The following is a 12349-nucleotide window of genomic DNA, read 5'->3' as shown; positions in this document are numbered from 1 at the left end:
CTTCCTACCATTGCAGCAAGCAGTCTATCCAATTAGGGATGCGTAGTCAGGCTACCCAACGGTAGGGTGTTAGTTACCAGTTTGTCCGGCTAGCTGCGTCAGGCTTTTGGCAGCTTGGGTAAATTCAGAGGGCACCATTACAATGGTAGTTGTATTGTTGTCAATTCCGATTTCGGAGAGCATTTGCAAGCGGCGCAACTCTAAGGCAATGGGGCTTTCTTCCATCTGTTTGGCGCCTTGGGTGAGCTTGATGCTGGCTTCCAGCTCGGCTTCGGCCTTAATAATGCGGGCGCGTTTCTCCCGAATGGCCTCGGCCTCGCGGGCCATGGCGCGCTGCATAGACTCAGGTATCTCTACGTCCTTGATTTCCACCATCTCAATCTTTACACCCCAGGTTTCAGTGGCAGCATCTACTAGCTGCTGCAGCGTAGCGTTGATCTGCTGGCGCTCTTTAAGAACCTCGTCGAGCTGGTGCTGCCCAATAATGTTGCGTAGTGCCGTAACAGAAAGCTGGTAGACGGCCTGGTTGACGTTGGCTACCTTGATGATGGCATCCTCGGGGTTGATGACTCGAAACCACAGCACGGCGTTTACCTTAATGGTTACGCTGTCCTTGGTAATGGTTTCCTGCTGTTCCAGGTCCACGGTTTTGGTGCGGATGTCTACCGTAGTGCGGCGCTCAATAAGCGGGATAATCCAGTACAGGCCCGGCCCGCGCCGTCCCACGTAGCGCCCCAGCCGAAATACAATGGCGCGCTCATACTCCTGAGCAATACACAGGCCCATCAACAGGAACACAATAACGAACAGAAGCGAGAAAAGCAGAGACATGGTCATACTAAAGAGGTAGTACTGATGAATATGCTTTACCATAACACATGCCCCATGCCAGCGCTACGCAGTGAATAAAAAAGCCTGTTTCTACGCTAGAAACAGGCTTTGTGCGAGAGTTGAACAGAGAAATCTCCGCGCGCTACCTTACCATTTCGGGAGGGTAGTATTTCCCTAATGGTAGGGTAGCGCGGAGATTTCTCTGCATTTACTTACCAGGAGGAAGGTAGTTTGTCAACTGCCGTGCCCTTAGCGCACGGGCTTCGGAAGTACGGCCAGGCTCTCGTGCCCCTCCGCATCTACGGATACAACCCCAAAAATGTAGTTGTCTTTGCTGTGAGGCAGGTCGGCTTTGGTGTCGGTCACGAAGAACTTCTGCTGCCACTCCGGGGCGCTGGTTTCACGCATGAGCACGTAATAGCCCGCGGGCTTTTCGCCGGCTTTCGGCGCGTCCCACTTCAGCTCGGTGCGGTTGGTAAGGTTGGCCGTGAGTACGCCTACGTTCTCGGGGGCGGCGGGGGCCAAGGCCAAGGCCGCCAGAGTAGCTAGGTTGACGCCCGTGTTTTTGCGCAGGTAGGGAAAGTCCATAAACTTGGCGTAGTCGCCGTATTCCTCGCCCTTTTCCGTGCGCAGGTCCTGGTGCTGATGGCGGAAGTCCTCGTTCATTTCGGAGAAGCGCACCGCCGAAAAGCCCTGTTGGTTAAATGGCGTATGGTCGCCACCGCGCAGAAAACGGTCGGGGCGGTATTCTAGCACTACCTCGTGGCCGGGCACGTACTGCTGGCAGGCTACGCGGGTGTAGCGGGCTAGCTGGCGGCTGGGCGAGTCGTTTTCCGATGACAACGTGCGACGCACGCGGGCCTCATCCGGCGTTTCGGTGGCTGGCACCCCTTCGCTGAATACGCGCAGGCGCTTGTCGTCCTTGATTTCTGGGTCGTGCCCCGTAGAGCTACCCATGATGTCGTTGTTGAGCATGGCCACCAGGTTCCAGCCTTCTTTCTTGGCCCGCTTAGCTAGGTGAGTAGAGCCGTAGAGACCCTGCTCCTCGCCCTGCACCGCCACAAAGATGATGGTAGCCGGAAACTGCTGCTTGCTCATTACGCGGGCCAGTTCCATCACAGCCACGGTGCCAGAGCCGTCATCGTTGGCGCCGGGCGCGTCGGCCGTCGCATTCATCACGTCCGTCACCCGTGAGTCGATGTGGCCGCTCACGATGAACACGCGCTTATCGGTGGGGTCAGTGCCGGGCAGAGTAGCCATGACGTTGGCCATCACCACGGGGCGGTTGATGCGCCGTCCGTCGGGCTTGATGGTGAAGGTGTCTTGCTCCACTTTCAGGCGGCCTCCGCTGGCCTTACTGTACTTCTTGAATTCATCTTCTACCCAATTGCGCGCCGCGCCAATACCCCGCTTCTTGCTCTTGGTGTCCGACAACGTGTGGCGAGTGCCGAAGCTCACGAGCTTGTCGATGTCGTCGCGCAGGTTTTTCTCGGAAATATCCTCCACCATTTTGGTGATGATGGGGTCGGGGGTGGTTGTGGGCTTGGTTTGGGCAAAGGCGGAGGCACTCAGGCCCAGGGAAAGCAGAAGCAGCGTAGAACGGCGCATGGTTGGAAGTCAAGGTCAGATTAGAATTGGGCAAGAGACGCAAGATACAGCCACGGCGTTGCGGCCCCGCATCTTTTCCTGGAAAGCTCACCCCTGAACCGCCGGAGGGTCAGCCGCCTAGGCAGCTAATTCCACTAGTTCCTCAGCACGCTAGTAGGAGGTGAAAAGAGTAAGCCCGCAGCAGCATCGCTACCCTATCTTGAAAGCGGCGTTGCTGCGGGCTCGTCTCAAAGCATAGTAACTAGAGCGCTGGCAGCATTGCCCCCAAAACCTGCCGCATTGATAAGGATGCGCCGAATAGGTTTCTCTGTCCGAGCCGCCAAATCGGTAGTGAAGGGTGCGGCGGGCCACTGCTGGGTTGCTAGCACGTGCAGGGCAAAGTCGAGACTGAGGGCTGCCGATGCGCCCAGTGTATGCCCAACCAGCCACTTGTTGGACAGTAACACAGGTAGTGCGGGGCTGAAAAGGGCGTGTAAGGCGGCCCGTTCGGCGGCGTCGCCGGCTGGAGTGCCGGGGCTATGCAGAACTACCGCATCTACCTCGGCGGGCGTTACCTGGGCCTGCGCCAGGGCTTGGCGAATGGCTTGCTGAAAGTGCTGCCCATTGGGGGAGAGGCCCGTTTTACTGCCAATGGCCTCGAAGCCAAACCCAACGCTTTCAAGCACAAAAACGGGCTTAGCCAACGGTTCCGCGTGTAGGCTAGAGCGACTAACTCTTTCCAAAGCAAACACGGCTGCTCCTTCGCCCAATACAAACGTGGAAGGCTTGCCGGCACCCGGCCGGCAGGGCCACTCTGCTGCCGCGTAAGGCGAATAGATGCCAATAGCCCGCATCTGCGCGAGGGTGAAATCGGTGAGGGGTGCCTCGGTGCCACCTGCCAGAAAGCGGGTTGCCATGCCCGCTCGTAGCCAGGCCATGGCATTGCCTAGGGCCTGAAAGGCACTGCTGCAAGTGCTGGAATGGCTGAGCGCGGCGCCGTTGGTGCTGCCCGCGTCGAAGGCTACCCAACTGGCCACGTTGCCTAGGGTAGTGAGCGGGGAAGCTGCTACCGGTACTGTGCCCTCGGCCAGATAGTCCGCGTGAAACTCCTCGAGTAGTCCTGTAGCACCCCGACTACTGCCAATACTGACGGTTAGGGGAGTGGTAGGTGCCGTAGGATTCGCTTGCCAACCAGCGGCGGCCGTGGCTTGGCGGGCTGCCAGTAGCCCCAGCAGTACCGTGCGGTCGAGCTGACGGTAGGCTGGCACCGTGCGGCGGAGGTCGGCCAGAGCTGCCTCGGCCGCAGCTGGTAGCGCCGCCACAGGTAAGCTGGCCGCGTGAGTAGTAAAAGGGGGTGGGCTGGTGGCTGATGGAGTGGATGCTACGCCCAGGGCTGAAATTCGGCCCCATCCCCGAATGACAACCAGCTCTTCAACAATAGGCTCAGTCATGCAGGTATTCGGGCAGGGTGGGGGCGGGTAGGAAATCGAGGACCAGTTCGCGCATCTGGCGCAGTACGCCGTAGAGCAAGGTTAGCTCTTCGGCGGTAGTGCAGTAAGGCGGCAGCAGATACACCACATTGCCCAGGGGGCGCAACACCACATGGCTGTCGATGGCTAGCTGGTAGAAGGCGTCGCGTAAGCGGCTAAAGTAGCTGGTGCCCTCGCCGGGGTCGTACTCCACCGCTAGGATGGTGCCGCGGTGGCGAACCTGCCGAATGCCCGGCAGCATTTCGATTTCCCGACGGAAGGCAGCGTGGGCATCCTCAATAGCTTGGCGCTGCTGGGTGCAGCGTTCCGCTCGGGTAAGCTCCAGGCTTGCCAGGGCCGCGGCACAGGCCACAGGGTTAGCGGTGTAGGAGTGGCCGTGAAACAGGGCCCGCATCTTGTCGTCGCTCAAGAAAGCCTCGTAGATGGGCGCCGCGCAGGTAGTGAGGCCCATGGCTAGGGTGCCGCCCGTGAGCCCTTTGGAAAAGCACATGATGTCGGGTTGCTCGGTGAGCAAGCTGCTGGCAAACAGCGGCCCAGTGCGGCCAAAGCCGGTCATTACTTCATCAGAAATGCAAAGCACGCCGTGCTGGTGGCAGCTACGAATCATTTCGGTGAGTACCGCCGGTGAGTACATTACCATGCCGGCGGTACCCAGTACCAGTGGCTCAAAGATGAAGCCTGCCACGTTGGGCCGCGTTAGTGCCGTGTGTAGCTGAGCCAATACCTCGGCTTCCCGGCCAGGTACCGGCACATCAATAAACTCTACTTCAAACAAGAGAGGCCAGAACGGCTGGGTGAAGGCCCCGCGGCTACTTACCGCCATAGCCCCAAAGGTGTCGCCGTGGTAGGAGTCGCGGAAGCAGAGAAAGGTGCGGCGCTCCGGCTGGCCCAGGTTGTGGAAGTATTGCAGCACCATTTTTAGGGCTACTTCCACGGCCGTCGAGCCATTATCGGAATAAAATACGCGGGCTTGGTTTTCGGGTAGTAAGGCCAGCAGCTGCTCGGCTAGCTCCACGGCGGTAGGGTGAGTGAAACCGGCAAACAGCACGTGCTCCAGGGTCTGGAGTTGCTCGCTCACGCGCTCGGCAATGTGGGGGTGGGCGTGGCCGTGCAGGTTTACCCACCAGGATGAGATGCCATCAAGGTAGCGGGTGCCGTCTTCAGCTATCAGCCAGCTGCCCTCTCCCCGAACGATGGGAATAGGCAGGGGCGCGGTTTGCATCTGGGTGTAGGGGTGCCACAGCACAGCGTGGTCCCGGTTGGCAAGGGAGGTAGAGGAAAGCGTAGGCATAAGGGTGGGGCCGGAGTGGCCGGCGCCGCAAAGCTACAACCGCCAGGCCCGACGCGGGTTTCCAAAGAAAGCAGCAAGCATGTGGGAAGCCCGCCGGCTAGTAGCAAGGACGAAAGCTACTAGAACAGCCTGCTCTAGTAGTTGAAGAAAAACAGACTTGCGCAGTCAACTACATGATTATTAAGTAGAAGAAGTGCCACAAGCCAGTTGCGCTAAACAGAATAAGTAGGGCAGCTTATTGCCCAAACCACTCCCGAAACTCGGCGGCGTAGCGGCTCACCATTTCAGTTGAAACCTCAGCCTCGGGCGAAATTCGGGGCATTATTGGTACGCCGGTGTGCTGAGCAATGAACTCCTCAGTGGCCGGATTGGGGTCTCCATTGAACACCAGTCCCCGCACGCGTAAGCCGCGGGCGTGCAGGGCTTCCAGCGTGAGTAAGGTGTGGTTGATACTGCCCAGGTAATTACGCGACACTACTACCACTTCCAGGTTCAGGTGCTGAATCAAGTCGGCTATGAGAAAGCCGGAAGCCAGGGGTACTAGCAGACCACCCGCCCCTTCCACCAGTAGGTGATTGGTGGTGGAAGGTAGGTGAAAATCACTGGGCCGCAACGTGATACCCTCGGCAGCGGCCGCAGCGTGGGGCGAGGCCGGTAGTTGCAGCCGGTACCGCTCGGGCCAGAAGTGGCTGACTGGGTTGCTAACTAAACGGCGCACGGTGCCTGCATCGGTGGCTGGCTCAAGGCCCGCCTGCACGGGCTTCCAATAATCAGCGTGTAAGGCTTCGGTTAGAATGGCCGAAACCACGGTTTTGCCGACATCGGTGCCGATGCCGGTGATGAAAAGTCGTTCCAAGGGCAAATTAGCAAGTAGCACCTAGCGTAGGCAGCTGGCGCCTGGGTTATACGTTACCGTCACAATGCGGCAGTTTCTTAGTGGGCCCGGGGTTCCAAACCCAGCAGGTGTAGCCTTGCATACCGTAGCTATACCATGCGCGGAGCTACCCCGGCTGGGCGTGGTAGGCTTCCTAAGTTCTAGCTGCGACGGCCTGGGTCAATACCTCCGCCAGCCCATCAATTTCCGCCTGGGTATTGTAGGCGTGCACGATGAGCCGCAGCCGCTCGGTGCCCACGGGCACTGTGGGTGACACAATTGGGCGCACATCAAACCCGTGTTGGTGGGCAGTGCCGGCCAGTTGCCGCACGTGCGCAGGCGTAAATGAATCGGTGAAAAATACGGGGTGGATGATATGACTCTCTGCCGGTACCCGGAGGCCTGGCACCGCATTGAGAGTAGCCTTGAGGTAGTCAGAAAGGGCAAATAGCTGCTGCCGTTCGGCCGCAAAGGTGGGCAGCACCTGATAGGCTGCTATGAGGCCAGCTATGGTGAGTGGGGGCAAAGCCGTGGTATAGATGAAGGGCCGGCTGAAGTTCAGGAGGTAGTCGCGCAGGATGGCCGGGCCCACTACGGCTGCTCCCTGGCTCCCTAGGGCTTTTCCGAACGTCAGCACGCGGGCAAATACCTCCTCCTGAAGTCCCAATTCTACTACCAAGCCTTCGCCCCGCGGCCCGTACAGCCCGTTGGTGTGCGCTTCATCTACTACCAAGTACAGCCCCCGCGCCTGGCACAGCGCGGTTAGCTCCGGCAGCGGGGCCATGTCGCCATCCATGGAGTACAGGGCCTCCACGGCCACGAATACCGCTCCTGTAGCACGGACTAGCTTCCGTTCTAGGTCGGCCAGATCATTGTGGCGGAAGCTCCAAGCCGTAGCGAAGCTGCTACGGATACCATCCTTCACCGAGGCATGCGAGGCTTCATCGTACAGAATCGTGTCGCCGCGGCGGGGCACGGCCGCAAAGAACCCCATGTTGGCCGCGTAGCCGGAGTTAAACAGCAGTGCCGCTTCCGCCTGATGAAACCGTGCGAGCTGAATTTCTAGCTCCTCAGCGGCAGCGGAGTTGCCCGTAAGCAAGCGTGAGCCGGTGCTACCTGCGCTAGCTTCCACCGCCTGTTGCATAGCTCGTTGCACTGCCGGGTGACGGCTAAGACCCAGGTAGTCGTTGGAGCTGAAATCAACGAGGCCCGTTGCGGGCAGCGTAAGCCGTCGGCGCGTGCCCTCGGCTTCTCGCTGGGCTAAGTGCGTTGCTAGGCGCTGGTGAAGCGGGGAAGGAGTAGGCATAAAATCAACCGGAGAAAAAGGAGCCGGGTAAAAAGGAACTGTCATCCTGGGCAGTGCGAAGACCTCTACAAGCAGGCAAGCCCTCCGTAAAAGAGTTGCCTTCTGTAGGGGTCTTTCGCGCCGCTCAGGATGACAGGCGCTTTACGAGCGTAGCCGATACTTACGCTACTACCGGGGCAGTTTCTTTGCCGAGCACTACAGCGCCTTCGGGCACGTCCTTGAACGACTTGCGGGGCTTGAGGCCGAGTAGCGCGAACATCTGCTTATCGGCGTCGAAATCGGGGTTGGGAGTAGTCAGCAGCTTCTCGCCGGAGAAGATAGAGTTGGCCCCCGCCAGGAAGCAGAGAGCCTGCTCCGTTACGGGCATCTCTTGGCGGCCAGCCGAAAGGCGTACCATGGTGCGCGGCATCAGAATACGGGCCGTGGCAATCATGCGCAGCATTTCCCAAACACTCACGCGGGGCTGAGCGGCCAGGGGCGTGCCCTCCACCGGCACCAGCGCATTTACCGGCACCGACTCGGGGTGGGCGGGTAGGGTAGCCAGCGTGTGCAGCATGGCAATGCGGTCCTCATCGGTTTCACCCAGGCCAATGATTCCACCCGAGCAAACCGAAATACCGGCCTTGCGCACGTGCTCCAAGGTGTTGAGGCGGTCGTCGTAGGTGCGGGTTGTAATAATTTCAGAGTAGTGCTCGGCGCTAGTATCCAGATTGTGGTTGTAGGCGTAGAGGCCGGCCTCTTTCAGGCGCTCGGCCTGGTACTCGTTCAGCATGCCCAGGGTGCAGCATACTTCCAGGCCAATGTTGTTTACCTCGGTTACCATATTCAGCACCCGGTCAAAGTCGCGGTTGTCGCGCACTTCACGCCAGGCGGCGCCCATGCAAAAGCGGGTGCTGCCGCCATCTTTGGCGCGCTGGGCTGCGGCCAGTACTTCGGCGTCGGGCAGCAGCTTGTGGGCTTGCACGCCGGTGTGATAGCGGGCAGCCTGAGGGCAGTAGGCACAGTCTTCGGGGCAGCCCCCGGTTTTCACGCTCAGCAGCGTACATACCTGTACTTCGCCGGTGGCCTGGGTTTCGGCGTGAATAGCGGCCGCCTGCGTTACCAGTTCCAATACGGGCTGGTTATAAATAGCTTTTACTTCGTCGAGAGTCCAGTCGGTACGGATCATGGGGTGGGGAGGAAGTAGTTTCTGGTTTTAGGTAGAAGAGGTGACCAAAAAGGGCAGCCTGCCGGTAGCTACAGCTACGCCGCAGGCCGCAAGATACACGAGAACTAGATTCTGACAGATGAAACGCCTTGGCATTATGAGACCCTCTCTCATGCTTATGCTGGCAGAAGACTAGCTACGGTGTGGGCTCTACTGATGCGCGCAGCAAAGTCGGAATCGGTAGAAATATATTGGAAAAAGCCTTGCTCCAAAATGGGGAGCTGCGCCACAAGCCACTGGTTCAGCTGCTTACTACTCGCCGCAACCAGGTCTGCCTGCGGGAGGCTGCGGCGTAGGGCAGGCACAAAATCATCAAAATATTCTAGCAGGCTAACCAAGTTTGAAAAGCTACGATCAGCAAAAGAAATCTGCCAGGCTGCTAGCAAGGGTGCAAGATTGCCCACCAACGCCACCAAGCCGCTTAATAGCTCCTGCTCAAAAAAGTCTTCCTTCCGAATGTGGTGATGCCACCAGGCTAGCAGAAAAGTCCGCACTGCTTCTTGGTTGGGGGGCGGCCACGTTGCCCAGCCCGCCAGCCCGATTTTACCGAAGAAAACCTCCTTGTCAATCTTCGATGCGGGCTGGCTTGCTAAGTGTAGTAGGCGCGGCAAGAAGTAGCGAAAATCCTCGGCGCTACCCCACGTAGTTATAGCTTTGAAGGCGTAGCGTCGCAACTGCTCTTCGGAAAGCTGCCGGAGTGGCACCGTCCACAGAAGGGCGTTTTCGGCTGGGGTAATGCAGCACGGACAGGCTTCCAGGGGCTGACGCAGGCGGTAGCGAGCAAAGCGCCGATAGACTTGCTCAAGGGCTGCATGCATTACCTAAATGCTGCGCAGTACCCGACATGGGTTGCCCACGGCCACCACGCCAGCCGGAATATCGCGGGTGACTACGCTACCGGCCCCAATGGTAGTACCGGCCCCAATGGTTACGCCGGGCATCACTAGCACCCCCGCACCCAACCACACGTTGTCACCAATGGTGATGGGCTTGGCAAATTCCCAGCCTTCTACCCGGGGCCCGACCTCTACCGGATGCCCCGCCGTGGTCAGCAGTACATTGGGGGCAATGAACACGTTGTCGCCGATGGTGACGGGGGCGCAGTCCAGAATAGTCAGGTTGTAATTGGCAAAGACGTTGCGCCCGAGCCGCACATTATAGCCGTAGTCGCAGCGGAGCGGGGTTTCTAAGTGGGCGTCGGTTTCGTAGCCGAGCAGTTCAGCCAGTATCTCCCGGTTGAGGTGTACGGGCTCCTGATTGTAACGGTGGCAGCGGGCTTTGGCCTCAATACGCTCGGCTACTAGTTCGGGGTCGTTGGCCAAGTACAGCTCGCCCGCCAACATCTTTTCTTTCGCAGTTTGTGTCATTCTTCATTCCAGGTCACTAGAGACCGGCGCCGCTAACTTAATATATTCAGCTGGGTTCAGCGGCCGATTCTGGGGTGCGGCCGTGGGCGTCGCGGGTATTTTTCTGCACGGCAATGGCCGCGAATAAACTCAGTGCAAAGACCATAGCATAAAAACCTTTCTCGCTAAGCAGGAGGGTTGCGTTCCACAGGCCCACTACCAGCAGGGCAATGGCCAAGAGGGTAGAAAACCAGCTAAGACCGTAGTAAATACTGGTTACCGGAATGCCCTCTAGTTGGTCGCGCACTGATTTCTGCAAGGAAATGGCCGCAAACAGACCGTACATGAGCACGGCGAAGTAGTAGCCTTTTTCATTGAGTTGCATATGGGCATTCCATAGGCCAATAATGAAGGCAGCCAAGCCAGCCAATAAGGCTACCCAAGAGGCAGCTATAAACGCGTTAGATGGTTTGGTGGACAGCATAAGTCTAGGCAAAAAGTGAGTGATGCATTGTGCAGTAGCAGCCCGCTACCAACATCTCAAACATAGCAGGCTATCTAGCCTACTCTGTATCCAAGTTTTTGCCATTATCAGACTTTTCATACATCGTCGCTGACTCACCAGGAGACTGCTTGTACTGTCATCCTCAGGTAGCAGTATTGCCCTTTACCATGTGCAGAAGGCCTTTTTTGGTTGAGTGATCCTCAAACGGTGCCGGCAAATAATAGCCCGTTTGTTAGTAGGTTCAGACTTTTTAGAAAGGTAGGATTCTTATTGGCAGGGCCTAAAAGCAACGGGCCGCCTCGGTGGAGGCGGCCCGTATACGGCTAAGAGCGTTTACCTGGTCGGCTGGCACCGCGAGTGCCTCGGTTGCTGGGTTTCCCTTTGGGTGGGGCGGCTGGTCCTTTGGCTGGCCCGCCCGCGCTGCGTGGGCCAGCGGTACGGGTGGGGCGGCCAGTGCTTTTGCCCTCCGGTCGAGCTGCGGCAGACCCCGCGGGGCGTCCGCCGCCTGGGCGAGCAGTCCGTTTGGGTTTCTGCTCGGTGGGCATTTCCAGCCATTCGTCGGTAGGCTTGGAGCGGGGGCTGGGCTTGGGCGCGTCGGCGCCGGTAGGGGCCGGGCCAGTTTTGGCAGATGCACCCCGAGCAGGCCGCTCACCCCAGAAGGCCGCCGTGCTGGTTCGTTTGCGGCGGGCTGCACCTGATGGAGCCGGGCCAGCTTGGTCCAGCGTTTCTTGCAATACTTTCAGCTCGCCGGGGCGGAGGTCACGCCACTCGCCCACCCCCAGGGCTTTCACGCTCACGTTCATCACCCGAATACGCTCCATCTGCACCACCTCGTAGCCGAGCTGCTCGCACCAGCGCCGAATCTGGCGGATGGTATCGTGAAGAAGGGAAATGCGGAAGATGTAGGGCGTGTCCTTGGTTATTTTGATTTGCTGGGCTTCGGCCCCGGGCTGGCCTGCACCAGTGGCAATAGCTTCCAGAAACTGCTCGGTGATAGGCTTATTGAGCATTACCACGTACTCGTTTTCGTGCACGTGGCTGCTGCGCAAGATCTTGTTTACCAGCTCGCCGTTGTTGGTGAGCAGCACCAAACCCTGCGACTCCTTATCGAGCTGGCCAACCGGCACGAGGCGCACGCTGTGCTTGATAGCCCGAATAATGTTGTCGCGCACGCCTACCGTGGTGGTGGTGGTGATGCCTGGGGGCTTGTTGTAGGCAATGTACACTACCTCCTCTTCGCCGCGAGGCTCAATTACGCTGCCATTCACCACCACGCGGTCCTTGCCCGTTACCTGGGTGCCCACGGTAGCGCGCTTGCCATTCACAAACACGCTGCCCTGCTCGATGTAGCGGTCAGCTTCCCGGCGGGAGCACACGCCACTTTCACTGATGTATTTATTGAGTCGGGTAGCCATGAAGTAGAAGAGGTTAAAAGCAGAAAGTCGAAGGCACTGTACTAGTCTAGTACTGGCTAATGGGCCGCAAAGATACGGCTTGCCCACTGCCAGCGGAATCACTAGCCCAATTAAGCGGCGAGGAAGTATCCAAACAGTGCCGTTTCGGCCGCGGGGGGCAGGATGGCTGGCACTATAAGGTGCAGATGAATAGGGGTACCCAAGAGCTGAGGGGTGTAAGTGCCAGCACTGGGGCCAAACTGCAAGGCGCCTTGGACGAAGGTGCGGTACTGCTCGTCGCTGCGCGAATCCATGGCTACGAAGGTTAGGGACTGAAGCTGTTGCGTAGCTTTATCGAAGCGAAACCAGAAGTAAACTTCACCCGGGTTGGTGCTTTGCACATCCAGGCGTTTGATTTCGAAGACTAGGTCGGTAGCAGCTTCCAGCAGGAAAAGCGTTTTGTACGGAATGGGCATGGTGGCAGCAGGGTAAAAGCACAGCGAGCCGCCCCAACCGGA

General features: G+C 58.6%; 12 protein-coding genes. All 12 read right to left on the bottom strand.

Annotation, left to right across the window (positions count from 1 at the left end):
* Positions 1-69: 69 nt before the first annotated feature.
* Complete coding sequence (locus tag CHB83_RS03835; protein ID WP_218823159.1) at positions 70-837, bottom strand: slipin family protein; 768 nt, start codon at positions 835-837, stop codon at positions 70-72.
* Positions 838-1080: 243 nt separating this feature from the next.
* Complete coding sequence (locus tag CHB83_RS03830; RefSeq protein WP_045689808.1) at positions 1081-2439, bottom strand: M20/M25/M40 family metallo-hydrolase; 1359 nt, start codon at positions 2437-2439, stop codon at positions 1081-1083.
* Positions 2440-2666: 227 nt separating this feature from the next.
* Positions 2667-3869 carry a beta-ketoacyl synthase N-terminal-like domain-containing protein gene (locus CHB83_RS03825; protein ID WP_089331709.1) on the bottom strand — a complete coding sequence of 401 codons (1203 nt, stop codon included), beginning with the start codon at positions 3867-3869 and terminating at the stop codon, positions 2667-2669.
* Positions 3862-5199 (bottom strand): adenosylmethionine--8-amino-7-oxononanoate transaminase, encoded by a 1338-nt coding sequence (gene bioA, locus CHB83_RS03820; RefSeq protein WP_089331708.1) that lies wholly within the window; start codon positions 5197-5199, stop codon positions 3862-3864. Before bioA ends, CHB83_RS03825 begins: the two co-directional genes overlap by 8 nt.
* A 235-nt stretch (positions 5200-5434) precedes the next feature.
* On the bottom strand, positions 5435-6055 hold the full coding sequence (bioD, locus tag CHB83_RS03815; RefSeq protein WP_089331707.1) for a dethiobiotin synthase: 621 nt from the start codon (positions 6053-6055) through the stop codon (positions 5435-5437).
* A gap of 172 nt (positions 6056-6227) precedes the next feature.
* Positions 6228-7379 carry an aminotransferase class I/II-fold pyridoxal phosphate-dependent enzyme gene (locus tag CHB83_RS03810; protein ID WP_089331706.1) on the bottom strand — a complete coding sequence of 384 codons (1152 nt, stop codon included), beginning with the start codon at positions 7377-7379 and terminating at the stop codon, positions 6228-6230.
* 160 nt (positions 7380-7539) lie between these two features.
* On the bottom strand, positions 7540-8547 hold the full coding sequence (bioB, locus tag CHB83_RS03805) for a biotin synthase BioB (RefSeq protein ID WP_045689812.1): 1008 nt from the start codon (positions 8545-8547) through the stop codon (positions 7540-7542).
* A gap of 155 nt (positions 8548-8702) precedes the next feature.
* Positions 8703-9404 carry a hypothetical protein gene (locus CHB83_RS03800; RefSeq protein WP_089331705.1) on the bottom strand — a complete coding sequence of 234 codons (702 nt, stop codon included), beginning with the start codon at positions 9402-9404 and terminating at the stop codon, positions 8703-8705.
* Positions 9405-9407: 3 nt separating this feature from the next.
* On the bottom strand, positions 9408-9953 hold the full coding sequence (locus CHB83_RS03795; protein ID WP_089331704.1) for a sugar O-acetyltransferase: 546 nt from the start codon (positions 9951-9953) through the stop codon (positions 9408-9410).
* A gap of 46 nt (positions 9954-9999) precedes the next feature.
* Complete coding sequence (gene yiaA / locus CHB83_RS03790; protein ID WP_179225443.1) at positions 10000-10416, bottom strand: inner membrane protein YiaA; 417 nt, start codon at positions 10414-10416, stop codon at positions 10000-10002.
* 344 nt (positions 10417-10760) lie between these two features.
* Entirely contained in the window at positions 10761-11852 is a 1092-nt protein-coding gene (gene rluF, locus CHB83_RS03785; RefSeq protein WP_089331703.1) for a 23S rRNA pseudouridine(2604) synthase RluF, read from the bottom strand.
* Between the two features lie 110 nt (positions 11853-11962).
* Positions 11963-12307 carry a hypothetical protein gene (locus CHB83_RS03780; protein WP_089331702.1) on the bottom strand — a complete coding sequence of 115 codons (345 nt, stop codon included), beginning with the start codon at positions 12305-12307 and terminating at the stop codon, positions 11963-11965.
* Between the last annotated feature and the right edge of the window lie 42 nt (positions 12308-12349).

Source organism: Hymenobacter mucosus, from assembly GCF_900188255.1.
Classification (GTDB): domain Bacteria; phylum Bacteroidota; class Bacteroidia; order Cytophagales; family Hymenobacteraceae; genus Hymenobacter; species Hymenobacter mucosus.
The sequence above is the reverse complement of the archived record's forward strand: the minus strand, read 5'-3'. Positions and strand labels throughout refer to the sequence as shown.